Raw genomic sequence first — 26,415 nt, 5'->3', positions numbered from 1 at the left:
CGGCCCTTGGCCATGAGGCGCCACGTCCTCGGCCCTTCCCCTCCTAACGGCGGCCTCGAATGCGTCCGGATTTCAAAAAGCCCTCGTAGTGCCGTGTAAGCATGTGGGCTTCAATCTGCCCGACGGTGTCCATGGCGACCCCGACCACGATCAGGAGGGCCGTACCGCCGAAGTAGAATGGCACTTTGAAGTTTTGAATGAAGATGGTGGGGAGCACACACACGAGGGACACGTAGATGGCTCCCCCTAAGGTAATGCGGCTCAGCACGCGATCGATGTATTCGGCCGTGGAACGTCCCGGGCGAATCCCCGGAATAAAGCCTCCGTACTTTTTCATGTTATCGGCCACATCCACGGGGTTGAAGACGATGGCTGTATAAAAATAGCAGAAAAAGATGATAAAGCCCACGTAGAGCACTGAGTACAGCCAGTGGCCCGGCATGAGCATTTGAGCAATTTTTTGCATCCAGGGAACCTGAATGAAATTGGCCACCGTTGCCGGAAACATGATGATGGACGAGGCAAAAATGGGCGGAATGACCCCCGATGTATTGATCTTGAGCGGCAAATGGGTGGTTTGGCCGCCGTACATTCGTCTTCCCACCACCCTCTTCGCATACTGCACAGGGATGCGGCGCTGGCCTCTTTCCACATGCACGATCAGCCCCACCACGGCTACCATGATGACCAGAAGGATCAGCACCTTAAAAGCGCTCATTTCGCCCGTCTGCATGAGACGCAGCGTATTGCCGACGGCGCCCGGCATGCCGGCCACGATACCCGCAAAGATGATCAGCGAGATACCGTTGCCGATCCCGCGCTCGGTGATCTGCTCACCCAGCCACATGATAAAGGCCGTACCCGCAGTCAGCGTGATCACCGTGATCATGCGAAAGCCCCAACCCGGCACCAACACCACAGGTTCACCGCCGGGCCCGGTCATGCCCTCAAGCCCCAAGGAGATCCCAAAGCCTTGGATAATGCTGAGCACCACTGTGCCGTACCGGGTGTACTGAGTGATTTTCTTTCGGCCTGCCTCACCTTCCTTGCTTAGACGCTCAAGATGAGGGATCACCACGGTCAACAGCTGCAAAATGATCGACGCGCTGATGTAGGGCATGATCCCGAGGGAAAACACGGACAGCTGCTTCATGGCGCCGCCCGAAAACATGTTGAACAGCCCAAGCAGCGTGCCTTGGGCCGCGGCAAAAAAAGCCGCCAAGGCCTCCCGGTTGATGCCGGGCGTTGGCACATGGACGCCGATGCGGTACACCGCCAGCAGCAGCAGTGTGGTGCCGATACGCCTTTTGAGTTCCGGGATTTTCCCGATATTTTGAAAACCAGTGAGCACCCGCTTCTTCCTCTCAGCTTAGGATTTCCACCCGCCCCCCGGCCGCTTCCACCTTGGCCACGGCTGCGGCGCTCGCCTTATGCACGCGCACCGAGAGCGCCCCTTTCAGTTCCCCGTCTCCCAAAAGCTTAACGCCGTCAGCCTTTTTCTTGGCCAGACCAGCTCGAGCCAATTCCTCAGGGCCAACGGTGCTTCCCGGCTCAAAACGGTCTAGATCCCTCACGTTCACCACCGCGTAGGCCCGCCGAAACAGGTTATGAAAGCCCCGCTTGGGAATTCGACGCTGCAGGGGCATCTGACCGCCTTCAAACCACGGCACCACGCCGCCTCCGGCACGCGCCTTCTGGCCCTTATGACCCTTTCCCGAGGTCTTTCCGAGGCCCGAACCCGAGCCTCGACCAATGCGCTTCTTATCCTTGCGGGAACCCGCCGCCGGTTTTAAATCGTTCAATCGCATATCGTTCACCTGTATGTCAGCTCCGGTCCAGATTATGCCTCTGTAACCTGAACCAAATGGTAGACCTTTTTGACAGCCCCGACGACCTGCGGAATCGCGGGAAGTGTCACTTCCTTTTGCAGTCTCGTGAGCCCTAGGGCCTGAAGAATTTTTCGATGTTTCTCAGGCCTGCCGATGGGGCTGCGCACCAGTTTGATGCGTATCATTTGCGCCATGGATCACCTCCCGGCTCCTTGAACCTTCGCCTCCATCACATCCACACCCCGACTCTTGGCAATGTGGTCGGCACTTCGCAGGGCTTTCAGTCCCGCTATGGTCGCCTTGACAACATTGTGCGGATTGCGGGATCCCAGGCACTTGGTGAGCACGTCCGTCACTCCAGCCGCTTCCATGATGGCCCGTACGGCCCCACCAGCAATGACCCCCGTACCGGGAGAGGCTGGTTTGAGCACCACGGAGGAGGCTCCGAACTTGCCCAAAACTTCATGGGGCAGCGTCCCCTGGATCAGGGGGACCTCAAACATGTCTCGCTTGGCCCCTTCGAGGCCCTTGCGAATGGCTTCCGGCACTTCGTTGGCCTTTCCCAGAGCAAAACCCACCCGCCCGTTGCCATCACCCACAATGACAATGGCGCTGAAGGAGAACCGACGCCCGCCTTTGACCACTTTGGCCACTCGGCTGATATGAACAATCTTGTCGATGTATTGAACATCTTGTGAATCGAGAGGTGCCAAGATATGCCTCCTTGCCCGCCGATAAAGGTCAGAATTCCAGCCCTGCCGCTCGCGCACCGTCCGCCACCGCCCGGATTCTTCCATGATAAACGAACCCGTTGCGGTCGAAAACCACCTTGGTGACCCCCATGTCCAGGGCCTTCTTGGCGACAATCTGCCCGACTTTTTCCGCCGCCCCGACCTTGCCTTCCACAGGGCCAAAGGCCTTAAACTCCGGGCATAAAGTCGATGAGGCCGCCAGGGTCCTTCCCGTGGTATCGTCAATGATCTGCGCGTAGATGTGCTTTAGGCTCTTGTAAACCGTCAGTCGAGGGCGCTCCGGCGTGCCATGCACCTTGGTGCGGATGCGACGTTTTCGCTTCAGGCGCGCCGCGACGCTGGGATTCATTTTGGAACCCATAAGCCGTCCTTCTCCTATTTCTTCTTGGAGCCCGTCTTACCGGCCTTTCGCCGGACCCATTGATTGGCGTATCGAATACCCTTGCCCTTGTACGGCTCCACCGGGCGCAACGCCTTGATGTTGGCCGCCGTTTGCCCGAGAAGCTCCTTGTCCACGGCTTGCAGGCGAATCACCGTCTGTTTCTCGACGGAGGCGCTTACCCCTTGAGGCAAGGCAAAACTCATTGGATGCGAATGGCCCAGGTTCAAGGTCAGCACGTTGTTGGCCACATCGCAGCGGTAGCCCACCCCTTGGATCTCAAGCACCTTGGTGAAGCCCTGGCTAACGCCCGTGACCATATTGTGCAGTAAAACCCTCATAAGGCCGTGCATCGCCCTGGATCGGCGCTCATCGTCCTTCCGGCGAACCACAATCTGACCGTTTTCCACCGTTACCGTCACCTCTGACGGTACGCCCCTCTTCAATTGACCTTTTGGGCCTTTGACAACAACGGCGTCCCCCTGAAGAGTGACTTCTACCCCCTTGGGAATGGCAATGGGTTTTTTGCCGATGCGCGACATCTTGCGACTCCTTTGGCTTTTTACCACACGCTGCAGATCAGTTCGCCGCCCACACCCTCTTGCCTTGCCTGTTTGTCGGTGAGAATGCCGCGAGAGGTGGACAGAATGGCAATGCCAAGGCCGTTAAGAACCTTCGGAATTTCTTTAAATCCCACATAGATTCGGCGGCTGGGCTTGCTGATGCGGCGCATGTCTCGAATGGCCGGCTCGCGGTCCGGCCCGTATTTCAAATGGATTCTCAACACACCCTGCTTGTTGTCCTTGATGAGCTTAAAATGCTTAATGTAGCCTTCTTCTTTAAGGATGCGCGCCATTTCAACTTTCATGCGCGACGCCGGCACATCCACCTTATCAAAGCGCGCCTTGTGGGCGTTCTTGATGCGATTCAGCAAATCGGCAATGGGATCCGTCATCACCATACAACTTCACTCCTTCTCGTTCCGGCTCCTACCAACTGGCTTTGACCACGCCGGGAAGTTCGCCGTTGAGGGCCATGTTGCGAAAGCAAATACGGCACATGCCGAATTTGCGAAGGAAAGCTCGTGGCCGTCCGCACAGCGGGCACCTATTGTAGGCTCTCACCTTGAATTTCGGCTTTCTTTGGGCTTTTGCGATCATGGATTTTTTGGCCAAGGCTGCCTCCTTCTCTCCCCTGTCCCCTTACTTTCGAAACGGCATTCCCAACAAGGCCAACAGCTCTCGAGCTTCGTCGTCGGTTTCGGCCGTCGTCACGATGGTGATGTTGAGTCCCTTAATCTTGTCGATCTTATCGTAGTCGATTTCCGGAAAGATGATGTGCTCCCGCACCCCTAAGGTGTAGTTGCCGCGTCCGTCAAAGGACTTGGGAGATACACCGCGGAAGTCGCGCACGCGCGGCAGGGCGATATTGACGAGCTTATCGTAGAACTCGTACATGCGATTCCCGCGCAGGGTCACCATACATCCGATGGGCATGCCCTTACGCAGCTTAAAAGCCGCGATGCTCTGACGCGCCCGGGTGATCACGGGCTTTTGGCCGCTGATCTGGGCCAGCTCCTCGGAAGCCGTCTCCAGAATTTTCACGTTCTGAATCGCCTCACCCAGGCCCATGTTGAGCACGATCTTGCTCAGCCTCGGAATCTGCATGGGGCTCTTGTAACGAAACTTCTGGGCCAATTGCGGGGCCACTTCTTTAAAATACAACTCACGCAAACGTGCCATGAACGCCTCCACTCCGCCCGTCGCCCTGGACGTCACCCGTCGATGATCTCCCCGCATTTCTTGCAGAAGCGAGCCTTGCGCCCGTCATCGAGGATCTTATAGCCCACACGGGTCGGATCCGTGCACTTGCTGCAAATCACCATCAGATTGGAAATGTGAATGGGAGCTTCCTTCTCTACAATTCCCCCTTGCCGACTGTGGGCTCCCGGTCGCATGTGCCTTTTGACCATGTTGAGCTTTTCCACAACGGCTCGATCCTTCTTGGTCAATATGCGCAGTACCTTGCCCGATTTGCCCTTTTCTTTGCCGGCAATCACCATCACCGTGTCGTTCTTTTTGATATGGTACTTTTTCCTGACAGCCATTGGCGACCTTCCCCATCCGCCTCGCTAGAGCACTTCCGGAGCCAACGAGACGATTTTCATAAACTGCTTCGCACGCAGTTCACGAGCCACAGGGCCAAAGATGCGGGTTCCGATGGGTTCCTTTGCGGCATTGATCAGAACGGCCGAATTGTCGTCAAACTTGATGTACGACCCGTCCGGGCGCCGCACTTCCTTTCTGGTCCTGACCACCACGGCCCTCATGACATCCCCTTTTTTAACCTTGGAATTGGGGATGGCCTCCTTGACCGAAACCACGATAATGTCTCCCACCGTGGCATAACGTTTGCGAGTCCCACCGAGAACCTTGATACAATACAGCCGCTTAGCACCCGAATTGTCCGCGGCGTTCAGCTGTGTCTCCGCCTGAATCATGATGGCCTCCCTTCACCGCCTCGACCCAAACCCTAAGCCCGGCCCCGCGGGGCCGCGTCCCGGGCTTTCTAGACGGCGGCCCGCTCCAAAATCTTTAGGACGACCCAGTGCTTCGTTTTGCTTAAGGGACGGCTTTCCTGAATCAACACGCGATCCCCTATGCGGCACTGGTTTTCTTCGTCGTGCGCCTTGAATTTGTTGCGGCGTCGCATGTATTTTCCGTACTTGGGATGCTTGACCAGCCGCTCCACGCTGACGACCACCGTTTTGTTCATGCGGTCACTGACCACGGTGCCGACGCGGGTCTTCCTTTTGGTCGTGCGCTCTTCCATGGCCTTGCCCTCTACGCGTTTTCGACGCTTTGCTTTTCACGCAAAATGGTTAACACCCTGGCAATGTCGCGTTTATGCCGCTTGAGTTGGGCCGTGTTTTCCAACTGCCCCGTCGCGTGCTGAAACTTCAAACTGAAAAGCGACTCGCGCAATTCCGCCAGCTTCTGCCTCAATTCGTCTACACTCATGTCCCGCAAGGTCGCTGCTTTCATAACACATCCTGCCTTGACACAAACCGCGTGGCCACGGGCAGTTTATGACCCGCCAGCCGACACGCTTCCTTGGCGATCTCTTCCGTGACGCCTTTGAGTTCATAGAGGATTCGTCCCGGCTTGACCACGGCGACCCACCCCTCGGGCGCGCCTTTACCTTTTCCCATGCGGGTTTCTGCTGGCTTTTTCGTCACCGGTTTATCCGGAAAGATACGAATCCAAAGCTTTCCGCCGCGCTTGACGTAACGCGTAATGGTCACACGAGCCGCCTCGATCTGTCTCGATGTGATGCGGCCCGGCTCCAGGGCCTTGATCCCGAAGTCCCCAAAATTCAGCTGGTGTCCTCGCGAGGCCATGCCTCTCATGCGGCCCTTTTGTTGCTTTCGATATTTGACTCTCTTGGGCGCTAACATGGATCGTCTCCTCGACTTTTCCCCGCACCGACGGCGCATTTCCCGGGCCGTGCCTGCGCTTCAGCCCGCAGTGATCGGCCGTCCCTACGGAAGAACTTCCCCTTTAAAGATCCACACCTTGACCCCAATCACTCCATAGGTGGTTCGGGCCACGGCCACGGCATAGTCGATATCGGCTCGAAGCGTGTGAAGAGGGACTCGACCTTCGCGATACCATTCCCGCCGCGCCATTTCCGCTCCACCGAGGCGCCCGGCACAGGCCACCCGAATCCCCTTGGCCCCGAATTTAAGTGCCGAAGTCACCGCCCGCTTCATGGCTCGGCGAAAGGCCACGCGGCGTTCCAGCTGCAACGCGATGTTTTCGGCCACGAGGACAGCGTCTAGTTCGGGGCGGCGCACTTCCTGAATGTCAATGAGGATCTCCCGGGAAAATTTTCTTTCCAATTCCTTCCTCAAAGCTTCGATTTCCGCGCCCTTCTTACCGATGACGATGCCCGGGCGTGCCGTGAAGATGCGAATCTTGGCCTTGTTGGCAGCCCTTTCGATCTCTATTTTGGCAATGCCCGCGTGGTACAATCGCTTCTTGATGAAATCGCGAATCTTTCGGTCCTCATAGGCCAATTTGGCGTATCCCTTGGCGGCAAACCACTTGGAATCCCACGTTCGTATGACGCCGAGACGAAAACCTTTAGGATTGACCTTCTGTCCCAATCTCCACCTCCGAGATCTTGTGACGTACGGATTATTTTTCCCCGAGAACCACCGTGATGTGGCTGGTGCGCTTGATAATGCGAGTGGCCCGGCCCATGGCTCGAGGTCTCCAGCGCTTCAGTCTGGGTCCTTCGTTGACGTAAATCTCTTTGATGTAGAGCCCTTCCATGTCCATGGACTTGGTGTTTTCCGCATTGGCCATAGCCGACCTCAGGGTCTTGCTCAGCAGCCGCGCCCCCTTCTTAGGGGTGAACTTCAGGATGGTCAATGCTTGCCCCACGTTCTTGCTGCGGACCAGATCGGCCACCAGTCGTGCCTTGCGCGGTGAGATGCGCAGGTGTTTGGAAACCGCTCTCACTTCCATCACTTTTTCCCCGTGACCTTGGATTTCTTATCCCCGGCATGACCGTAGAAGGTGCGTGTGGGCGAAAATTCACCCAGCTTATGCCCCACCATGTTTTCCGTGATAAAAACGGGAATGAACTTCTTGCCGTTGTGCACGGCAACGGTCAGCCCGACGAAATCGGGAAGAATGGTGGAACGCCGAGACCAGGTCTTGATCACCTTGCGATCTCCAGTCTCTTTGGCGGTCAGCACCTTCTTCAGCAGGTGCTCATCCACAAAGGGTCCCTTTCTTAACGAGCGAGGCACCTTACCCTCCTTACGTCATCTATTTTCGGCGTCGCACGATGAGCCGATCGCTGTTCTTGGCCTTGCGGGTGCGGTAGCCCTTGGTCGGTTTACCCCACGGCGTACACGGATGCCGACCCCCCGAGCTGCGACCTTCTCCACCGCCCATGGGATGATCCACGGGGTTCATGGCCACGCCGCGCACATGGGGCCGTCGTCCGAGCCACCGGCTTCGACCGGCTTTGCCCAGGCTGATGTTTTCATGATCGATATTGCCCACCTGGCCGACGGTGGCTTTGCATCGCGCCAGCACCATGCGCATCTCTCCGGAAGGCAGCCTCAAGGTGGCATAGCGGCCTTCCTTGGCCATGAGTTGAGCAGCAGCGCCGGCGGATCGTACCAATTGGCCGCCTTTGCCGGGGATCAGCTCCACGTTGTGCACCACGGTGCCCAGCGGAATGTTCTCCAGGGGCAGACAGTTGCCCGGCCTCACGTCCGCTTCCGGCCCCGTAATGACGGTGTCGCCCACCTGAAGACCCAGCGGCGCCAAAATGTAACGCTTCTCGCCGTCCACATAGTGTAAGAGGGCAATGCGCGCCGACCGATTCGGGTCATATTCGATGCTGGCCACCTTGGCTGGCACATTTTCTTTGTCGCGCTTGAAGTCGATGATGCGATACAGCCTCTTGTGGCCCCCGCCGCGATGCCGCGCCGTCACCCGCCCGTAGTTGTTGCGTCCGCCCTTTTTCTTGAGCGGCTCTAAGAGACTGCGTTCCGGCTCCTTTTTCGTGATCTCCTCAAAGGTGGCATAGGTCACGAAACGGGTTCCGGCGCTACGTGGTTTCACTTTCCTAATCCCCATAGCTCATCCTCATTCGGCGATCGAGCGAGCCTCACACCGCCCCTTCACGGCCCAGCCCTCTTGGGCGCGCCCGTCGCCTGCTTAAACACCTTCGAAGAATTCGACCCTCTGGCCGGGTTTGATGGTCACAATGGCTTTTTTCCAGTCGCTGGTGCGCACCGTGTGGCGCCCCACGCGCTTGTTGTGGCCTTTGACAGTCAAGGTCCGCACTTCCAGCACGTTCACCTTGAACAACTTTTCCACGGCCTCTTTGATCTCAATCTTGTTCGCCCGCCGATCCACTTCAAAATGCAGCTTGTTGTGCTGCTCTTTGTCTGTCGTACTTTTTTCCGTGATCAAAGGGCGCTTGAGAATGCCATAGGTTTTGTCCCGCATCACCCCAAGGACTCCTCTATTTTGGAAACCGTGTCTTTGGTGAGCACCAGGTTTCTATGCTTGAGCATGTCAAAAACGTTCAGGCCTTCGCAGCGCAGCACCTTCACGTCAGGAATGTTGCGCGCGGACTTTTCCAAAATCTCGTCCTTGCCCGAAATGACCACCAGAGGCTTTTCCAAACCGAAACGTTGCATCCAGGCGTAAAAATGCTTGGTCCTGATTTCCGGAAGCTGCAATTGGTCCACGATCACCAGAGCCTGTTCGCGCAGCTTTTGGCTCAGCACCACCTTCACGGCCAGGCGCCGCACTTTCTTAGGCACCTTCAGGTCATAGGTTCTCGGTTGCGGTCCGTGCACCGTGCCACCGCCCCGCCATAAAGGCGAGCGGGAGGTGCCGGCTCGAGCCCGGCCCGTGCCTTTCTGGCGCCACGGCTTTTTGCCTCCACCTGAGACTTCGCTTCGGCCCTTGGTCTTCGCCGTGCCACGACGCCGCTTAGCCAGCTGGTACAGCACCACTTCGTGGACCACATGTCTGTTGGCCGGAACGTCAAAGATGTCATCGCGGAGTTGCATCTGCCCCACGACTTGCCGATTCATGTCGAAAATATCCACCGTTGGCATGATGTGTTTCCTCTCGTCCTTCACCCGGCGGGCCACGAGCGTTATCGAACCCGATTGGTCTTACGAATCATGAGGTAAGCGTTCCGAGCTCCCGGAACGGCCCCCTTAATCAGAATGAGGTTTTCTTCGGGCCGCACGTCAATGATCTTCAGGTTAAGAATGGTCGCCCGCCTGTTGCCTTTTTGGCCCGCCATTTTTTTGCCTTTGATGACGCGCCCCGGAAAGGTCGCGCATCCGGTGGAGCCTGGCTCTCGAATATTCTTGCATCCGTGCGTCACGGGACCTCGGCTGAACCCCCAACGCCGGACGGTGCCGGCAAACCCCTTTCCTTTGCTGACCCCCGTTACGTCCACTCGGTCTCCGATGGCAAAAACACTGGAGTCCCACACCTGCCCCAGCTCAAACGCCTCGGGGTTCTCCACACGCACCTCTCGCAGCATCGCAAAGTAGCCCTTACCCACCTTGTCCAAATGGCCCTTTAGAGGTCGCGTGATCTTCTTTTCCTTCTTTTCTCCAAAGCCGATCTGCACGGCGCTGTATCCATCGCGTGGGGGAACTTTGACCTGTGTGACGACACAAGGCCCGGCCTGCACCACGGTGACAGGCACCACTGTGCCGTCCTCGGCAAAGACCTGCATCATCCCAAGCTTGCGTCCTAGTAATGCCTTCACCATTTTCTCAGCTCTCTTGGGCTAGGCTTTTCCGCTCAAAGCGGCCTCACAGTTTGATTTCCACATCGACTCCAGCAGACAAATCCAGCTTCATGAGCGAATCCACGGTCTGCTGGGTCGGCTCCAAGATGTCCACCAACCGCTTGTGGACACGGATCTCAAACTGCTCCCGCGACTTCTTGTCAATGTGCACGGAACGCAGAACCGTATAACGATGGATTTTGGTCGGCAGAGGAATGGGGCCAGCCACGTGAGCTCCCGTCTTCTTTGCCGTGTTGACGATTTCTGCGGCCGCTTGGTCAAGAAGCTTGTGGTCGTAGGCTTTTAAGCGAATGCGTATTCTCTGATTCATCATGGCGTCTGTTCCCATAATTTGGGTCCCTGCCGAACCTGTGCGGTCAGAGACCCCATGGCTTTCGTCACGTTGGCTTTACTCAATGATGTCGGTGACCACGCCGGCGCCCACGGTGCGTCCGCCTTCGCGAATCGCAAACCGAAGTTCCTTCTCCAATGCCACCGGGGCAATCAAATGCACTTCCATGTTCACGTTGTCCCCAGGCATCACCATCTCCACACCCTCAGGCAACGCCACCACACCCGTCACATCCGTCGTGCGAAAATAAAACTGCGGCCGATAACCAGGGAAAAACGGCGTGTGCCGCCCCCCCTCCTCCTTCTTCAACACATACACCTCAGCCTTGAACTTCGTGTGCGGCGTGATACTCCCAGGCTTCGCCACCACCTGCCCCCGCTCCACCTCGTCTCGCTTGATCCCGCGAAGCAACACCCCAATGTTGTCCCCCGCTTCCCCGCGATCCAAGGTCTTGCGAAACATCTCCACACCCGTACACACCGTCTTCATCGTCGGCCGAAACCCCACTATCTCCACTTCATCACCCACCGAGATCACCCCACGCTCCACACGACCCGTCACCACCGTCCCACGGCCGCTGATGGAAAACACATCCTCAATGGGCATCAAAAACGGCTTGTCAATGTCCCGCACAGGATCCGGTATGTAACTGTCCACCGCATCCATCAACTCAAATATCGGCGCCGCATCCGCCGCCGACGGATCATCACACTCCAACGCCTTCAACGCCGAACCCTTAATGATCGGCACATCATCCCCAGGAAAACCATACTTGCTCAACAACTCCCGAAGCTCCAACTCCACCAACTCAATGAGCTCCGGATCATCCACCATGTCCACCTTGTTCAAAAACACCACAATGTTCGGCACACCCACCTGACGCGCCAATAAAATGTGCTCCCGCGTCTGCGGCATCGGACCATCATCGGCCGCCACCACCAATATGGCCCCGTCCATCTGCGCCGCACCCGTGATCATGTTCTTGATGTAATCCGCATGCCCCGGACAATCCACATGCGCATAATGCCGCTTGTCCGTCTCATACTCCACATGCGCCGTCGCTATCGTGATCCCCCGCTCCCGCTCCTCCGGCGCCTTGTCAATCTGATCAAACGGCACAAACTCCGCCATCCCACGAAGCGATAACTGCTTCGTGATCGCCGCCGTCAACGTCGTCTTCCCATGGTCAATGTGACCAATGGTCCCAACATTCACGTGCGGCTTCGTCCGCTCAAACTTCTTCTTCCCCATCGCACTTCCTCCTCACGTCCACACCAAGTCCATGAATGCGTCCGTTTCTCTCCAAAGTATCGGGATGCCCTTCTGTTCTCGCGCCCGGATGAGGCGGCCAAGCGTCTTTTCGCCGTGCCAACGGGGCGTCGTCCCAGATGCCAAAGGCCCTGTAGCGGCCTACCAGCGATAATGCGCAAAGGCCTTGTTGGCTTCGGCCATGCGGTGCGTGTCTTCCCTCTTTTTGACCGCGCCGCCCCGGTTCTGGGAAGCATCCAAAAGTTCGCCGGCCAGTTTATCGATCATGGTCTTTTCTGAACGGTTCTTGGCGTAGGAAATAATCCAACGCATAGCCAGAGCGTCCCGACGCTCGCTGCGCACCTCCACGGGCACCTGGTAGGTGGCTCCCCCCACACGCCTTGACTTCACCTCGATGATGGGCCGCACGTGCTCCATGGCCTTATGAAAAACTTCCAGCGGATCCTGCTTGCTGCGCCTTTCAATGACCTCAAAGGCTCCATAAAGAATCCGTTCCGCCACACTTTTCTTGCCTTGACGCATGATGTTGTTAATGAACTTGGCCACCAACCGGCTGTTGTATTTGGGGTCTGGAAGCACTTCCCGCTTCGCGACTTCTCTTCTACGTGGCATTGCCTTCCTCAACCTCGTCCGACGTTTACGGCAAAAGAGAAGCCATGGCCCTCAGCAGGACCATGGCCCGCCTCGGCTTCTCTGAACGCCTTACTTTGGCCGCTTGGCCCCGTACTTGGATCGGCCCTGCTTGCGATTGGCAACACCTAGGGCATCCAAAGTTCCGCGAATGATGTGGTATCGCACACCGGGTAAATCCTTGACACGACCACCACGAATCAGGACCACGGAGTGTTCTTGAAGGTTGTGGCCGATTCCGGGAATGTACGACGTCACTTCGATGCCGTTGGTCAGCCGCACGCGAGCGATTTTACGCAGAGCCGAGTTGGGCTTTTTAGGGGTCGTGGTGTAGACGCGCACGCACACGCCCCGCTTTTGCGGACAGCCTTGAAGCGCCGGGGTGCTCGATTTCCTGCGAACCTTCTCTCTTCCCTTACGCACCAACTGATTGATCGTGGGCATCCTCGTTTTCTCCGCCACGTCCAGATCGCTTTGATTTCAAAAACTTATTGACTCAGAGCCCCTAGGCTCAGAAACACCTCTATCTACAGAGTCACCTGAACCTTGTCAAGCCTTTTCAGCCTTTTCGGGCCGACCTTCCCCTCAGGCTTCCTGCAAGGCATCGGCACCGATGTGGAGTTTTCGGTAGCGCCGCATGCCTGTTCCCGCCGGAATCAAGCGTCCCATAATGACATTCTCTTTTAGGCCTCGCAGCCGATCCAACTTGCCCGCAGCGGCGGCATCGGTCAAAACTTTGGTGGTCTCCTGAAAAGACGCTGCGGAAATGAAGCTTTCCGTGCTCAGGGACGCTTTGGTGATGCCGAGCAGCAGCGGCTCGGCCGCCGCCGGCCTCTTGCCTTCCGCTTCCAGGGCGCGGTTCACTTCCTCAAACACATGTTTTTCCACGTGTTCCCCGAGCAAGAAGTCGGAATCGGCAGGATCCGTGATGCGGACGCGACGAAGCATCTGGCGTACAATAACCTCGATGTGCTTGTCGTTGATCTTGACGCCCTGAAGCCGATAGACCTGCTGCACTTCATTGACCAGATATTTGGCCAATTCCTTTTCGCCCAGCACGTTCAGCACATCGTGGGGGTTGGGTGATCCATCCATGAGCGGTTCGCCGGCCCGCACATAGTCGCCTTCGTGAACACTGATGTGCTTGCCCTTGGGAATGAGGTACTCCCGAGGCTCTCCCACCTCCGGCGTCACAATAACTTTGCGTTTGCCCTTGGCATCCTTGCCAAAGCTCACCACCCCCTCGATTTCCGTAATGACCGCGTGCTCCTTGGGCTTTCTCACTTCAAAGAGCTCGGCCACTCGAGGCAAACCGCCGGTGATGTCTTTGGTCTTGGTGGTTTCCCGAGGAATGCGGGCCAACACGTCGCCCGGAAAGACTGTATCGCCCTCGTTGACCATGAGAATGGCGCCCACAGGCATGTAGTATCGCGCATGGCCGCCATCGCCCACGCGGGCTGTTTTCCCCTTTTCGTCCTTGATGGAGACGCGAGGCCGCATATCCCCTTCGCGCACTTCCACCACCACCTTGCTGGATTTGCCCGTGACCGGATCCAGCCTTTCCTGCATGGTCAATCCTTCGATGATGTCCCCGAATTTCACCGTTCCCTGCACATCGGTCAAAATGGGCGTGAAATACGGATCCCATTCGGCCAAAAGGGTTTCCGGGTCCACCCATTGGCCCTCTCGCACTTTGAGCTTGGCCCCATAGACGATGATGTAGCGTTCCCGCTCACGGCCCGTTTCACTGACGATGGCGATTTCTCCGTTGCGATTCATGGCCACCAGATCGCCTTCACGGTTGAGCACCGTATGCAGGTTGATGAACTTCACCTGACCCGGATAACGGTTCTGAATGGATGTCTGTTCGATGCGCTTGCTCGCCGTGCCGCCAATGTGAAAGGTGCGCATGGTGAGCTGCGTGCCCGGTTCTCCGATAGACTGCGCGGCGATGATGCCGATGGCTTCCCCGATCTGAACCCTCTTGCCGTGGGCCAGGTCCCGACCGTAGCAGGTGGCACACACCCCGTGGCGGCTCTGGCACGTGAGGATGGAGCGGATGGGAACCTTTTCGATTCCGGCGTCTTCAATTTTCTTGACGCCTTCCTCGTCGATTTCTTCTCCCGCATGAATGAGAACGTCCCCTGTGACGGGATCCACCACGTCTTCCAAGGCCACGCGGCCAAGGATTCTCTCGCCCAGCCGCTGAATGATTTCCCCGGCCTCAAGAAGCGCTTCGGCCATGATGCCGTCCATGGTGCCGCAGTCCTGCTCGGTGATGATGACGTCCTGGGACACGTCCACCAGGCGGCGAGTGAGGTAGCCCGAGTTGGCCGTCTTGAGGGCCGTGTCTGCCAGACCCTTTCGAGCGCCGTGCGTGGAAATAAAGTACTGCAGCACGGTCAAGCCTTCACGGAAATTGGCCGTGATGGGGGTTTCAATGATTTCCCCCGAAGGTTTGGCCATCAAGCCGCGCATGCCCGACAGCTGCCGCATCTGGTCCTTGCTGCCGCGGGCTCCGGAATCCGCCATCATGAAGATGGGATTGTAAGAGGTGGTCTGAGCCTTTTGTCCGTCAGGGCTCTCCACGATCTCCGTTTCGATCTCTTTCATCATTTCGGCGGCCACGCTGTCCGTGGCTTTGGCCCAAATGTCCACGACCTTGTTGTATTTTTCACCGCCGGTAATCAATCCTTCATTGTACTGGCGCTCGATCTCTCGAACTTCTTCAAAAGCCTTTTCGATGATTTCGGATTTGCGCGACGGCACGATCATGTCCTTAATGGCAATGGACAATCCCGATCGCGTCGCTTGGTCATAGCCTAAGTCTTTCAGGCGGTCCGCCAGAATCACGGTGGCTTTCTCGCCAGCCCTGCGGTAGCTGAAATCAATAAGGTCCAAAATGGCCTTTTTGGTCATGACCTTGTTGATCCGCTCAAAGATCTCGGAAAAGAGGGAGGGGTCCTTGGCCAGAGGTTCATCCAAAATGCCACTGATGGTCTCCCACAGCAGCGCCCGGCCCACAGTGGTTTGCACCAGACGCTCCTGCAGGCGGACTTGGATTCGAGCATGCAAATGCACTTCACCCGCATCATAGGCACAACGCACTTCGTCCACACCGCAGAAAATGCGCCCTTCACCTTTGGCAAAGGGTCTTTCGCGGGTCATGTAGTACAGCCCAAGGACAATATCCTGGGACGGCACAATGATCGGACCCCCATGCGCCGGGCTCAGGATGTTGTTGGTGGACATCATGAGCACGCGGGCTTCCGTTTGGGCTTCGATAGACAGCGGCACGTGCACTGCCATCTGGTCTCCGTCAAAGTCGGCATTGAAAGCCGTGCACACCAGAGGATGCAACTGGATGGCCTTACCTTCGATCAAGATGGGCTCAAAGGCCTGAATGCCCAATCGATGCAAAGTCGGCGCTCGGTTAAGCATCACGGGAAATTCCCGCACCACTTCATCGAGGGTGTCCCAGACCTCCGGGGTTTCCTTTTCCACCATCTTCTTAGCCGCTTTGATGGTGCCCACGTGGCCCTTTTCTTCAAGCTTGTTGTAGACAAAGGGTTTGAAAAGCTCGAGGGCCATTTTTTTGGGCAAGCCGCATTGATGCAGTCTGAGGTTCGGCCCGACCACAATCACGGTACGGCCCGAATAGTCCACGCGCTTGCCCAGCAGGTTCTGCCGAAACCGGCCTTGCTTACCTTTGAGCATGTCGCTTAGGGACTTCAGGGGTCTCTTGTTGGCCCCGGTGATGGTCTTGCCGCGCCGCCCGTTGTCAAAAAGCACATCCACGGCTTCCTGAAGCATGCGCTTTTCATTGCGAATGATGATGTCGGGCGCATTAAGGTCCATGAGGCGTTTCAGGCGGTTGTTGCGGTTGATCACTCTACGGTACAAATCGTTCAGGTCACTCGTGGCAAAACGGCCTCCATCCAGCGGCACGAGGGGACGCAGGTCCGGAGGCAGGACCGGAATGACGTTCATGATGGTCCATTCCGGCTGATTGTCGGAATCCTTAAAGGCCTCAATGACTTTGAGGCGCTTGGCCAGCTTCTTGCGCTTGGCCACAGAAACCGTTTCCATCATTTCAGCGCGCAGTTCCTGCGCCAGCGCCGCCAGGTCCAAGTCGGCCAGCAATTCCCGAATGGCTTCAGCCCCGATACCCGCGCGAAAGCCCGCTCCATAATCATGGACCAGGTTGCGATATTTCTCCTCGCTGAGCAGATCATATTTCTTGAGTCCAGGAACCTCTCCGGCATCCAACACGATGTAGGAGTCGAAGTAGAGGACCTTTTCCAGGTCCCGCATGGTCAAATCCAGCAGATTGCCGATTTTACTCGGCAGGCTGCGCAGAAACCAAATATGGGCGACCGGAGCGGCCAGTTCGATGTGCCCCATGCGTTCACGACGAACCTTGGACTGAATGACCTCTACACCGCACTTTTCACAAACCACGCCGCGGTGCTTCATTCTTTTGTATTTGCCGCAGTTGCATTCGTAGTCCTTGGTCGGGCCGAAAATCTTGGCGCAGAACAGCCCGTCCCGTTCCGGCTTAAAGGTGCGGTAATTGATGGTTTCCGGCTTTTTCACTTCACCGTGGGACCATTCGCGGATCTTTTCCGGAGACGCGAGCATGATCTTCACGGCATCAAAGTGCAAAGGATCAGTGGGTTTCATGAAGTAAGGATACAGCTCTTTCAAGGGTTCCTCCTTGTGCGTCGTGCTCCGGGCCTGAGCCGACACGAATCTATTCTGCCTCGCCTTCCTCTTCGCTGAGCAACTGCACGTCCAGGGCGAGGGCTTGGAGTTCCTTGACAAGGACATTGAAGGACTCCGGCAACCCGGCCTCCAACGTGTTGTCCCCCTTGACGATCTTCTCATACATGCGCGTTCGACCTGCCAGATCGTCCGACTTCACTGTCAAGAACTCCTGCAGAGCATAGGCCGCCCCGTAGGCTTCCATGGCCCACACTTCCATCTCACCCAGTCTTTGGCCGCCAAACTGGGCCTTGCCCCCCAAGGGCTGCTGGGTCACCAGGGAGTATGGTCCGATGGATCGAGCATGAATCTTGTCGTCCACCAGGTGGTGCAGCTTGAGCATGTACATGATGCCCACGGTGACCGGTTGGTCAAAGGGCTCGCCGGTGCGCCCGTCATAGAGAATGGTCTGTCCTGTTTCGGGAAGTCCTGCTTCCTTGAGGAAATCGCGAATCTCGGCTTCCTCGGCGCCGTCAAAGACGGGGGACGCCACATGCAACCCTTCCCGCAGATGTGGAACGAGCGCCTGCAGATCCGTGGGGTCCGCGTCCTTAAAGTAGTTGTCGAACTCCAGCTGGTTGTAAATGCGCCGCAGCTTTTCCTCCAGCGTTTCCTTTTCTTTGTAGGCTTCAATAAGTCGGGCCAACTGTTCGCCCAAGCCCTTGGCCGCCCACCCCAAATGTGTTTCCAGGACTTGGCCCACATTCATTCGAGACGGCACACCCAGGGGATTGAGCACGATGTCCACAGGCGTCCCATCGGCAAAATAGGGCATGTCTTCGATGGGCAGAATCCTGGAAACCACGCCCTTGTTGCCGTGACGGCCGGCCATCTTGTCACCCACCTGCAATTTGCGTTTGACGGCCACATACACCTTGACCATCTTGATGACACCGGGCGGGAGCTCGTCGCCTTTTCTCAGTTTGCTGATCTTTTCCTCAAAAAGGGACTGCACCAGTTCCACTTGTTGTCGATAATGCTGGTTGACGCGCTCCACTTCCATGGTCAGGGCAGGGTCTTCCGCGGCCTGCAATTGGTTCCATAGCCGGCTGGGCAGATCCAACAGCACCTCGTCGGTGATGGGATCGCCTTTTTTCACGTACGTCTTCTTGCCGTCTTTGATCGTGTTGGCGCAGGTCTTTCCGGCAAAAAGAGCGGCGATGCGCTTGGCCACACTCTTTCGAATGATCTCCAGCTCATCGCGCTGATCCTTTTCCAGACGCGCAATCTCTTCATCTTCAATCATGCGTGTGCGCTCATCCTTGTCCACGCCCTTGCGAGAAAAAACCTTGGCATCAATGACGATGCCTTCCACACCCGGGGGCACCCTCAAGGAGGTGTCTTTAACGTCGCTGGCCTTTTCTCCAAAGATGGCCCGCAGAAGCTTTTCTTCGGGAGTGAGTTGGCTTTCGCCTTTCGGCGTCACCTTGCCCACCAGAATGTCATTGTGGCGAATGTAGGCGCCGATCCGCACAATGCCGCTTTCGTCCAAGTTCTTTAGGGCTTCCTCGCCCACGTTGGGAATGTCCCGAGTGATTTCTTCCTTGCCCAGTTTGGTGTCGCGAGCCAACACCTCGAATTCTTCGATGTGGATCGACGTGAACACGTCGTCTCGAACGATGCGTTCGCTGACCAAAATGGAGTCTTCAAAATTGTATCCGCCCCAACTCATGAAAGCGATCATGACATTGCGGCCCAAAGCCAATTCGCCGTGATCCGTGGACGCTCCGTCTGCGATGATCTGGCCTTTGCGCACGGTCTGTCCGGCGCGGACCAAAGGTTTTTGGTTCAGGCACGTGTTTTGGTTGGATCTCTTGAACTTGATGAGTTTGTAGATGTCCACACCGCTGTCCCGGCTGCTCTCCGTCTCCTCGGCTCGCACCACGATGCGGGTGGCATCCACGTACTCCACAATGCCATCCCTTTTGGCCACAATTACCACGCCGCTGTCTCGAGCCACAATGCGTTCCATGCCTGTGCCCACCAAAGGGGCGCGCGTCTGAATGAGCGGCACGGCCTGGCGTTGCATGTTGGAGCCCATGAGGGCCCGGTTGGCGTCGTCGTGCTCCAGGAAGGGAATCAGCGAGGCGGAGACGCTCACCAGCTGGTTGGGCGACACGTCCATGTAGCGAATCTCTTCCGGGGCCACCAGCATGAATTCCCCGGCCACCCGCGCCGACACCTCATCGCGAATAAAGCGCCCCTCATCATCCAGCGGGGCGTTGGCCTGCGCGATGGGGTAGTCCTTTTCTTCCATGGCCGTGAGGTATACTACCTCTTGGCTGACGGTCTTGTCCTGCACCTTGCGGTAGGGCGTTTCAATGAAGCCATAAGGGTTCACGCGCGCATAGGTGGACAGAGAAACGATTAACCCGATATTAGGACCTTCCGGCGTCTCAATGGGACAGATGCGGCCGTAGTGTGTGGGATGAACGTCGCGCACTTCAAAGCCTGCTCTTTCCCGCGTCAGGCCGCCGGGCCCCAAGGCGCTGAGCCGCCGCTTGTGGGTGACCTCCGAGAGCGGATTGGTCTGATCCATGAACTGCGACAACTGGCTTGTCCCGAAAAACTCCTTGACCACCGCCGAGACGGGTTTGGCGTTGATCAGGTCGTGGGGCATAAGGGCCTCAATTTCTTGAAGGCTCATGCGCTCTTTGATGGCCCGCCCCATTCGCACCAACCCGATACGGTACTGGTTCTCCAGCAATTCCCCCACAGCGCGCACTCTGCGGTTGCCCAGGTTGTCGATATCGTCCACAGGGCCTTGGGTTTCTTTGAGGTAAATGAGGCCTCGCACGGCTTCCAGAATGTCTTCCCGCGTGAGGGTCCGCTGTTCCAGGGGATGGTGCAACCCGAGCTGGTGGTTCAATTTAAGACGCCCCACCTCGGAAAGATCGTATTGTTCGGGGTTGAAAAACAGGTTGTTGAAAAATTCCGTGGCCACCTCTTCCGTGGGCGGATTGCTGGGGCGCAGCTTTCGATAGATTTCCATGAGGGCATCTTTGCGGCTGGTTACCTTGTCCTGCAATAAGGTGTTTCGAAACGCCGGACTCACATCCTGGCCCTGCAGGTGCAAAAGCTCCAGCTCCTTGATGCCCTTCTCGAGAAACAGATGCAGATGGGCCGGCGTGATCTCCTCATTGCACTCCGCAATGATTTCCCCGGTGCTGTAGTCAATGACGTCATGGGCCAGAACCTGCCCCACAATCTCCTCGGTCTTCATGGGCAACCGCGTGATCCCCAATTCCTCCATCTTCTTCAGAAGTTGTTTTCCGAGCTTTCGGTTTTTCTTGGCGATCACTTCGCCGGTGACCGGGTGCAGGATGTCTGCTGAAGCCTTGGTGCCTTCAAGCGTCTGTCTGTTGAGCTCCTTTTCCGCGTTGTCCTGGTCAATCAAAAAGACCTTTTCGGTGCGGTAAAAGTAGTTGAGCAGTTCCTCGGTGGCGTAGCCCAACGCTTTCAAAAAGACCGTGGCAGGAAGTTTTCGACGCCGGTCAATGCGCACGTAAAGGATGTCCTTAGGGTCGAATTCAAAGTCCAGCCAGGAACCTCGCAGAGGAATGATGCGAGCCGAATACAGGATCTTGCCGCTGGAATGGGTCTTGCCGCGATCGTGGTCGAAAAAGATTCCCGGCGACCGATGCAACTGACTGACAATGACCCGCTCGGTGCCGTTGATAATGAAGGTGCCGTTTTCGGTCATTATGGGCAAGGTGCCGAAATAAATTTCTTGCTCCTTGATGTCCCGAATGGAGCGATGCCCCGTTTCCTTGTCCACGTCAAAGACCGCCAGACGCACGACGATCTTCAGGGGTGCCTCGTAGGTCATACCGCGGGCCAGACACTCTTCCACGTCATACTTGATTTCACCAAAGCTGTATTGGACGAACTGAAGCGAGGCCGTTTGACTGAAGTCTTCGATGGGAAAAACGCTTTCAAAGACTTCCTGAAGGCCTTTTCTCAACCGCTGATCGGGAGGCACGTCCATCTGAAGAAAGCCGGCATAAGACTCTTTCTGCATCTGGATCAGGTTCGGAATGTCGACGATCTTCTTGATCTTCCCGAAACTCTTTCGCACCCGATACTCTTGGCTCAAAGCAGTTGCCATGACATCTCCTGCCACTCTTGAGAAATATCGTCGCCTTGCGGTCACAAGGGCGACAAAGCCACCGCGATTTCGCCTCCGGCGAAACCCTTGGTGGCACCGACATGCATAAAGGCAAAAATCGGAAGCCCCACCCTGCGGGGGGACTTCCGATACACGGCAGGCCAGCGGCTTGCCTTATTTGATTTCCACGGTGGCTCCGGCTTCCCTGAGTTTCTTGGCGATCTCCTCGGCTTCCGCCTTGGGGATGCCTTCCTTGACCACGCCGGGAAGGTTCTCCACCAAGTCTTTCGCTTCCTTGAGCCCGAGGCTGGTCACCGCCCGCACTTCCTTGATCACATTGATCTTCTTGTCACCCACCGCGGTGATCACCACGTCAAACTCGGTCTTTTCCTCCACCGGCGCCGCTTCGGCACCGGGAGCGGCGGCCACGGCCGCCACGGCCACCGGAGCAGCCGCGCTCACACCAAACCGATCTTCCAACTCTTTCACCAGCTGGCTCAGCTCCAGCACGGTCATATTTTCAATGAACTTGACAACGTCTTCCTTGGTAATTTCCGACATCAGCTTTGTCCTCCTTGCGTCCTATGCGTTTTCTTTTTCCCGTTGAATGGCAGCCAGCACGCCCACAAAGGCCCGCGGAACACCGCTGAGCACGCGCACCAGAGCCGTGGGGACGGCCTGCAGCGTTCCCAGCAGTTTGGCCAAGAGTTCTTCGCGGGAGGGCAGGTCCGCCAGAGCCAACACGTCTTCCACGGTGAGCACTTGGGTGCCCAACACGCCGCCCTTCAGAACCAATTTATCGTTCGTCTTGCCAAAGGCTTTGAGAATCTTGGCTGACACGGTGGGGTCATCGTAAGCGATGGCCACCGCGTTGGTCCCCTTCAGCATGGGCTCCACCGCTTCGGCTCCCGTGCCCTTGGCGGCAATGCGCATCAGCGTGTTCTTGACAACCTTGAACTCGACGCCCTGCTGGGCCAGGTTGTCGCGAAGCGCCGTGATCTCGGCCACGCTCAAGCCCTTGAAATCGGTGAGAATGGCGGCGGTGGCTCGCTGCAGTTTTTCGTGCAGCTCGGCGACCAATTGTTCTTTCTTGACCCTATCCAAGCTCTCTCATCCCTCCTTTCCTCTGCCGGCGTGCTTTCTTCAAACGCATGGTCCGCATGGCTCCATCCCGTTGGTCTTTTCACCACCTCGGTAGGTCCCGCTCGGCGGCGCCAGGATTCCCGAACGGATTTAAACACCTTCCCGATGTACCTACGGTCTCAGATGCGTGAAAGCACCCAACGGCAGTTTCTGTGAGTGTCTTCTTGCCTGGCCTTTAGCCCAGGATGGTTTTCACGGCCAAGGGGTCGATGCGAATGCCCGGTCCCATGGTGGTGGAAATGGCGATGCCTCGCAGATAGGTCCCTTTGGCGGCCGTGGGTTTGAGTCGAATCAGGGTGTCGATAAAGGTGGAAATGTTTTGCATGAGTTTTTCCGGGCCGAAGGAAATCTTGCCCATGGGGGCGTGGACAATGCCGGTCTTTTCCACACGAAAGTCCACCTTGCCCGCCTTGATTTCCTGGACCACCTTGGCCACATCAAAAGTGACCGTGCCCAGCTTGGCATTGGGCATCAGGCCTCGAGGCCCAAGGATCTTTCCGATCTTGCCCACTTGGCCCATCATGTCCGGCGTGGCCACCGCCTTGTCGAACTCCATCCAACCTTCCTTGATCTTTTCGATGAGTTCGTCACCGCCCGCCACATCAGCTCCCGCGTCCAACGCCTCCTTGACCTTTTCCCCTTTGGCGAAAACGGCCACGCGCACCACCCTGCCCAGGCCGTTGGGAAGCACCACAGTGCCGCGAACCATCTGGTCCGCATGGCGGGGATCGACCCCCAGCCTGACAGCGATGTCCAGCGTCTCGTCAAAGGATGCGTAGGCGCACTGGAGCGCCAGATTGAGGCCCTCTTCAAACGTGTAGCGCTTGGTTCGATCCACTTTTTCAAGCGCAGCGCGATATTTTTTCCCTCGCTTCGGCATTTCCTTCTCTCCAACCGACGCACTCTGTCGCCGCCTTGGGGCGACAGCCACGGATTATTCGATGACGATGCCCATGCTGCGAGCCGTTCCTTCAATGGTGCGGACGGCCGCCGCCAGGTCTCGAGCGTTGAGATCGGGCATTTTGAGCTTGGCGATTTCTTCCACCTGTGCCTTGGTGACTTTGCCCACTTTGTCCCGGTTGGGCTCGCTGGACCCCTTGGCGATCTTGGCCGCCTTTTTCAGCAGCACCGAGGCGGGAGGCGTCTTGGTGATGAACGTAAAGGATCGATCTCCATAGACCGTGATGATCACGGGAATGATCATGCCTTCCTGACCCTGGGTCTTGGCATTGAATGCCTTGCAGAATTCCATGATGTTGACGCCATGCTGGCCCAAAGCCGGACCCACGGGCGGGGACGGATTGGCCTGGCCGGCCGGAATCTGCAGTTTGACGTTTGCTCTGACCTTTTTTGCCATCTGAACTCAACTCCCCTATGATCTTCTTCCCTCGTGGCGTCGCCGCGCCGAACCAACCCCGCGGCCCAGGCGCCCGCCAAGGGCCTACAGGCGGTTCACCTGCACAAAATCCAATTCCACCGGGGTGGACCGGCCGAAAATGGTCACCAGCACGCGAACCTTACCCTTTTCCGGAATAACCTGGTCCACGACACCGTGAAAACTGGCAAACGGTCCGTCCACCACGCGCACTTCGTCGCCTTTTTCAAACTGGTACTTGGGTCGAGGCTTTTGCACCCCTTCTTCCATCTGTTGCAGGATGGCTTGGGCTTCTTCTTCGGTCAGCGGAATGGGCTTTTCTTGGCTGCCAATAAAGCCGGTCACTCTCGGCGTGTGGCGCACCAGATGCCAGGTTTCGTCGTTAAGTTCCATCTGGACCAGGATGTAGCCCGGATAGAACTTTCGCGAAGAAGAGCGGCGTTCCCCCTTGACGAGTTCCACCACCTTTTCGGTGGGCACAAGGATCTGCCCGAAATACTCGGACTTGCCCGCCGCCTTGATGCGCTCTTCCAGACTCGCCTTAACCTTTTGTTCAAAACCGGAATAGGTATGGACAATATACCACTGCTTTGCCACGCCTTTTCTCCCACTCCCTCAGCGCCTCACCCCCTGGGGCCCGGCGACTTAGCCGATGAGAAACCTCACAAAACGCGCCAAAAGCAAATCTACAAAGCCCAAATAGATCCCGCAAAGGATCACAATGATCACCACCACGGACGTGGAGCCGATGGTTTCCTTGGGGGACGGCCAGACCACCTTGCGCAGTTCGTAGATCACCTCGCGCAAATAGGTCTGTACACGGTTCCAAAGGCTTGGCTCGGCGGGCCCGGCCTTGCGCGGTGCCTTTTTTTTCAAGGCCATCGCGTCCTTGCCTTCCCCGGAACCGTCTTTCGCTTTTTTCACCGGGACTTTCTTGTTCATCTTCAAGCTTCGCCCACCTTCGTCCACGCCGCGATTCACTCTGTGCGCCTTCATCGTCTTGGCTACGTTCACTTGGTTTCCTTATGAACCGTATGAGCGTTACAGAACTTGCAGTACTTGCGAAAACTCAGACGATCCGGGGTTGTCTTTTTGTTTTTCGTGGTCGTGTAGTTGCGCCGTTTGCATTCCTGGCACGCCAAAGTGACCAATACTCGCATCGTCCTTCACCTTTTGTTTTGGCAAAGCCCCCACGGGCTTCGCCCTACTCAATGATGTCGGTGACCACGCCGGCGCCCACGGTGCGTCCGCCTTCGCGAATCGCAAACCGAAGTTCCTTCTCCAATGCCACCGGGGCAATCAAATGCACTTCCATGTTCACGTTGTCCCCAGGCATCACCATCTCCACACCCTCAGGCAACGCCACCACACCCGTCACATCCGTCGTGCGAAAATAAAACTGCGGCCGATAACCAGGGAAAAACGGCGTGTGCCGCCCCCCCTCCTCCTTCTTCAACACATACACCTCAGCCTTGAACTTCGTGTGCGGCGTGATACTCCCAGGCTTCGCCACCACCTGCCCCCGCTCCACCTCGTCTCGCTTGATCCCGCGAAGCAACACCCCAATGTTGTCCCCCGCTTCCCCGCGATCCAAGGTCTTGCGAAACATCTCCACACCCGTACACACCGTCTTCATCGTCGGCCGAAACCCCACTATCTCCACTTCATCACCCACCGAGATCACCCCACGCTCCACACGACCCGTCACCACCGTCCCACGGCCGCTGATGGAAAACACATCCTCAATGGGCATCAAAAACGGCTTGTCAATGTCCCGCACAGGATCCGGTATGTAACTGTCCACCGCATCCATCAACTCAAATATCGGCGCCGCATCCGCCGCCGACGGATCATCACACTCCAACGCCTTCAACGCCGAACCCTTAATGATCGGCACATCATCCCCAGGAAAACCATACTTGCTCAACAACTCCCGAAGCTCCAACTCCACCAACTCAATGAGCTCCGGATCATCCACCATGTCCACCTTGTTCAAAAACACCACAATGTTCGGCACACCCACCTGACGCGCCAATAAAATGTGCTCCCGCGTCTGCGGCATCGGACCATCATCGGCCGCCACCACCAATATGGCCCCGTCCATCTGCGCCGCACCCGTGATCATGTTCTTGATGTAATCCGCATGCCCCGGACAATCCACATGCGCATAATGCCGCTTGTCCGTCTCATACTCCACATGCGCCGTCGCTATCGTGATCCCCCGCTCCCGCTCCTCCGGCGCCTTGTCAATCTGATCAAACGGCACAAACTCCGCCATCCCACGAAGCGATAACTGCTTCGTGATCGCCGCCGTCAACGTCGTCTTCCCATGGTCAATGTGACCAATGGTCCCAACATTCACGTGCGGCTTCGTCCGCTCAAACTTCTTCTTCCCCATCGCACTTCCTCCTCACGTCAAAGATCGGTCTTCGTCTTGGACCCTTTGGTCCTCAAGCCTCAACGGTGA

General features: G+C 57.0%; 35 protein-coding genes. All 35 read right to left on the bottom strand.

Annotated elements, in window-relative coordinates; genetic code table 11:
* Window positions 1-43: 43 nt before the first annotated feature.
* Window positions 44-1,351, bottom strand: coding sequence for a preprotein translocase subunit SecY (gene secY, locus ACUVSA_RS07190; protein ID WP_445894302.1), 1,308 nt, complete (start codon window positions 1,349-1,351; stop codon window positions 44-46).
* Window positions 1,352-1,364: 13 nt separating this feature from the next.
* Window positions 1,365-1,808 (bottom strand): 50S ribosomal protein L15, encoded by a 444-nt coding sequence (gene rplO, locus ACUVSA_RS07185; protein WP_445894301.1) that lies wholly within the window; start codon window positions 1,806-1,808, stop codon window positions 1,365-1,367.
* A gap of 32 nt (window positions 1,809-1,840) precedes the next feature.
* Window positions 1,841-2,023: a 50S ribosomal protein L30 gene (gene rpmD, locus ACUVSA_RS07180; RefSeq protein ID WP_445892751.1), complete on the bottom strand. Its 183-nt coding sequence runs from the start codon at window positions 2,021-2,023 to the stop codon at window positions 1,841-1,843.
* Window positions 2,024-2,026: 3 nt separating this feature from the next.
* Window positions 2,027-2,545, bottom strand: coding sequence for a 30S ribosomal protein S5 (gene rpsE, locus ACUVSA_RS07175; RefSeq protein WP_445894372.1), 519 nt, complete (start codon window positions 2,543-2,545; stop codon window positions 2,027-2,029).
* 25 nt (window positions 2,546-2,570) lie between these two features.
* Window positions 2,571-2,942 (bottom strand): 50S ribosomal protein L18, encoded by a 372-nt coding sequence (gene rplR / locus ACUVSA_RS07170; protein WP_445894300.1) that lies wholly within the window; start codon window positions 2,940-2,942, stop codon window positions 2,571-2,573.
* 14 nt (window positions 2,943-2,956) lie between these two features.
* Complete coding sequence (gene rplF / locus ACUVSA_RS07165; protein ID WP_445894299.1) at window positions 2,957-3,502, bottom strand: 50S ribosomal protein L6; 546 nt, start codon at window positions 3,500-3,502, stop codon at window positions 2,957-2,959.
* A 20-nt stretch (window positions 3,503-3,522) separates the two neighbouring features.
* Window positions 3,523-3,921: a 30S ribosomal protein S8 gene (rpsH, locus tag ACUVSA_RS07160; RefSeq protein WP_445892754.1), complete on the bottom strand. Its 399-nt coding sequence runs from the start codon at window positions 3,919-3,921 to the stop codon at window positions 3,523-3,525.
* Between the two features lie 28 nt (window positions 3,922-3,949).
* Window positions 3,950-4,135, bottom strand: coding sequence for a type Z 30S ribosomal protein S14 (locus tag ACUVSA_RS07155; RefSeq protein ID WP_445894298.1), 186 nt, complete (start codon window positions 4,133-4,135; stop codon window positions 3,950-3,952).
* A 27-nt stretch (window positions 4,136-4,162) separates the two neighbouring features.
* Window positions 4,163-4,702, bottom strand: coding sequence for a 50S ribosomal protein L5 (gene rplE, locus ACUVSA_RS07150; protein WP_445892756.1), 540 nt, complete (start codon window positions 4,700-4,702; stop codon window positions 4,163-4,165).
* A gap of 32 nt (window positions 4,703-4,734) precedes the next feature.
* Window positions 4,735-5,067, bottom strand: coding sequence for a 50S ribosomal protein L24 (rplX, locus tag ACUVSA_RS07145; protein ID WP_445892757.1), 333 nt, complete (start codon window positions 5,065-5,067; stop codon window positions 4,735-4,737).
* Window positions 5,068-5,091: 24 nt separating this feature from the next.
* Complete coding sequence (gene rplN, locus ACUVSA_RS07140; protein WP_445892758.1) at window positions 5,092-5,460, bottom strand: 50S ribosomal protein L14; 369 nt, start codon at window positions 5,458-5,460, stop codon at window positions 5,092-5,094.
* Window positions 5,461-5,528: 68 nt separating this feature from the next.
* Window positions 5,529-5,792, bottom strand: coding sequence for a 30S ribosomal protein S17 (rpsQ, locus tag ACUVSA_RS07135; protein ID WP_445894297.1), 264 nt, complete (start codon window positions 5,790-5,792; stop codon window positions 5,529-5,531).
* A gap of 11 nt (window positions 5,793-5,803) precedes the next feature.
* Window positions 5,804-6,004, bottom strand: a complete 201-nt coding sequence (gene rpmC / locus ACUVSA_RS07130; RefSeq protein ID WP_445894296.1) for a 50S ribosomal protein L29 — start codon at window positions 6,002-6,004, stop codon at window positions 5,804-5,806.
* Window positions 6,001-6,417 (bottom strand): 50S ribosomal protein L16, encoded by a 417-nt coding sequence (gene rplP, locus ACUVSA_RS07125; RefSeq protein WP_445894295.1) that lies wholly within the window; start codon window positions 6,415-6,417, stop codon window positions 6,001-6,003. Before rplP ends, rpmC begins: the two co-directional genes overlap by 4 nt.
* A gap of 84 nt (window positions 6,418-6,501) precedes the next feature.
* On the bottom strand, window positions 6,502-7,128 hold the full coding sequence (rpsC, locus tag ACUVSA_RS07120) for a 30S ribosomal protein S3 (protein WP_445894294.1): 627 nt from the start codon (window positions 7,126-7,128) through the stop codon (window positions 6,502-6,504).
* A gap of 31 nt (window positions 7,129-7,159) precedes the next feature.
* Window positions 7,160-7,492 carry a 50S ribosomal protein L22 gene (gene rplV / locus ACUVSA_RS07115; RefSeq protein ID WP_445892727.1) on the bottom strand — a complete coding sequence of 111 codons (333 nt, stop codon included), beginning with the start codon at window positions 7,490-7,492 and terminating at the stop codon, window positions 7,160-7,162.
* Window positions 7,492-7,779, bottom strand: a complete 288-nt coding sequence (gene rpsS, locus ACUVSA_RS07110; RefSeq protein ID WP_445894293.1) for a 30S ribosomal protein S19 — start codon at window positions 7,777-7,779, stop codon at window positions 7,492-7,494. Before rpsS ends, rplV begins: the two co-directional genes overlap by 1 nt.
* 19 nt (window positions 7,780-7,798) lie before the next feature.
* Window positions 7,799-8,620 (bottom strand): 50S ribosomal protein L2, encoded by an 822-nt coding sequence (rplB, locus tag ACUVSA_RS07105; RefSeq protein ID WP_445892725.1) that lies wholly within the window; start codon window positions 8,618-8,620, stop codon window positions 7,799-7,801.
* An 81-nt stretch (window positions 8,621-8,701) separates the two neighbouring features.
* Window positions 8,702-8,995, bottom strand: a complete 294-nt coding sequence (locus tag ACUVSA_RS07100; protein ID WP_445892729.1) for a 50S ribosomal protein L23 — start codon at window positions 8,993-8,995, stop codon at window positions 8,702-8,704.
* Window positions 8,995-9,615, bottom strand: a complete 621-nt coding sequence (gene rplD, locus ACUVSA_RS07095) for a 50S ribosomal protein L4 (RefSeq protein ID WP_445892724.1) — start codon at window positions 9,613-9,615, stop codon at window positions 8,995-8,997. The genes ACUVSA_RS07100 and rplD overlap by 1 nt, the downstream gene beginning before the upstream one ends.
* Window positions 9,616-9,656: 41 nt before the next feature.
* Window positions 9,657-10,289 carry a 50S ribosomal protein L3 gene (rplC, locus tag ACUVSA_RS07090; protein WP_445894292.1) on the bottom strand — a complete coding sequence of 211 codons (633 nt, stop codon included), beginning with the start codon at window positions 10,287-10,289 and terminating at the stop codon, window positions 9,657-9,659.
* A gap of 43 nt (window positions 10,290-10,332) precedes the next feature.
* Window positions 10,333-10,641 (bottom strand): 30S ribosomal protein S10, encoded by a 309-nt coding sequence (rpsJ, locus tag ACUVSA_RS07085; RefSeq protein ID WP_445894291.1) that lies wholly within the window; start codon window positions 10,639-10,641, stop codon window positions 10,333-10,335.
* A gap of 75 nt (window positions 10,642-10,716) precedes the next feature.
* Entirely contained in the window at window positions 10,717-11,910 is a 1,194-nt protein-coding gene (tuf, locus tag ACUVSA_RS07080) for an elongation factor Tu (protein WP_445894283.1), read from the bottom strand.
* Between the two features lie 159 nt (window positions 11,911-12,069).
* Window positions 12,070-12,540, bottom strand: coding sequence for a 30S ribosomal protein S7 (rpsG, locus tag ACUVSA_RS07075; RefSeq protein ID WP_445894290.1), 471 nt, complete (start codon window positions 12,538-12,540; stop codon window positions 12,070-12,072).
* A 90-nt stretch (window positions 12,541-12,630) separates the two neighbouring features.
* The gene (rpsL, locus tag ACUVSA_RS07070; protein WP_445892721.1) at window positions 12,631-13,002 is read right to left on the bottom strand and encodes a 30S ribosomal protein S12; all 372 of its coding nucleotides are present in this window, start codon (window positions 13,000-13,002) and stop codon (window positions 12,631-12,633) included.
* 141 nt (window positions 13,003-13,143) lie between these two features.
* On the bottom strand, window positions 13,144-17,265 hold the full coding sequence (gene rpoC / locus ACUVSA_RS07065) for a DNA-directed RNA polymerase subunit beta' (RefSeq protein ID WP_445894289.1): 4,122 nt from the start codon (window positions 17,263-17,265) through the stop codon (window positions 13,144-13,146).
* Between the two features lie 46 nt (window positions 17,266-17,311).
* Window positions 17,312-21,430, bottom strand: coding sequence for a DNA-directed RNA polymerase subunit beta (gene rpoB / locus ACUVSA_RS07060; RefSeq protein ID WP_445894288.1), 4,119 nt, complete (start codon window positions 21,428-21,430; stop codon window positions 17,312-17,314).
* Window positions 21,431-21,604: 174 nt separating this feature from the next.
* Window positions 21,605-21,991: a 50S ribosomal protein L7/L12 gene (gene rplL, locus ACUVSA_RS07055; RefSeq protein WP_445894287.1), complete on the bottom strand. Its 387-nt coding sequence runs from the start codon at window positions 21,989-21,991 to the stop codon at window positions 21,605-21,607.
* 21 nt (window positions 21,992-22,012) lie between these two features.
* On the bottom strand, window positions 22,013-22,534 hold the full coding sequence (gene rplJ / locus ACUVSA_RS07050) for a 50S ribosomal protein L10 (RefSeq protein WP_445894286.1): 522 nt from the start codon (window positions 22,532-22,534) through the stop codon (window positions 22,013-22,015).
* A gap of 214 nt (window positions 22,535-22,748) precedes the next feature.
* The gene (gene rplA, locus ACUVSA_RS07045; RefSeq protein WP_445894285.1) at window positions 22,749-23,453 is read right to left on the bottom strand and encodes a 50S ribosomal protein L1; all 705 of its coding nucleotides are present in this window, start codon (window positions 23,451-23,453) and stop codon (window positions 22,749-22,751) included.
* Between the two features lie 54 nt (window positions 23,454-23,507).
* The gene (gene rplK / locus ACUVSA_RS07040; RefSeq protein WP_445892715.1) at window positions 23,508-23,930 is read right to left on the bottom strand and encodes a 50S ribosomal protein L11; all 423 of its coding nucleotides are present in this window, start codon (window positions 23,928-23,930) and stop codon (window positions 23,508-23,510) included.
* A gap of 84 nt (window positions 23,931-24,014) precedes the next feature.
* Window positions 24,015-24,545: a transcription termination/antitermination protein NusG gene (gene nusG / locus ACUVSA_RS07035; protein ID WP_445892714.1), complete on the bottom strand. Its 531-nt coding sequence runs from the start codon at window positions 24,543-24,545 to the stop codon at window positions 24,015-24,017.
* 48 nt (window positions 24,546-24,593) lie between these two features.
* A complete protein-coding gene (gene secE, locus ACUVSA_RS07030; RefSeq protein WP_445894284.1) occupies window positions 24,594-24,890 on the bottom strand; it encodes a preprotein translocase subunit SecE in 297 nt (98 codons plus the stop codon).
* 68 nt (window positions 24,891-24,958) lie between these two features.
* Complete coding sequence (gene rpmG / locus ACUVSA_RS07025) at window positions 24,959-25,108, bottom strand: 50S ribosomal protein L33 (protein WP_445892712.1); 150 nt, start codon at window positions 25,106-25,108, stop codon at window positions 24,959-24,961.
* 44 nt (window positions 25,109-25,152) lie between these two features.
* Complete coding sequence (gene tuf, locus ACUVSA_RS07020; RefSeq protein WP_445894283.1) at window positions 25,153-26,346, bottom strand: elongation factor Tu; 1,194 nt, start codon at window positions 26,344-26,346, stop codon at window positions 25,153-25,155.
* Window positions 26,347-26,415: the final 69 nt, after the last annotated feature.

Source organism: Desulfosoma sp., from assembly GCF_052743555.1.
This window is presented reverse-complemented; position numbering and strand designations above follow the sequence as displayed.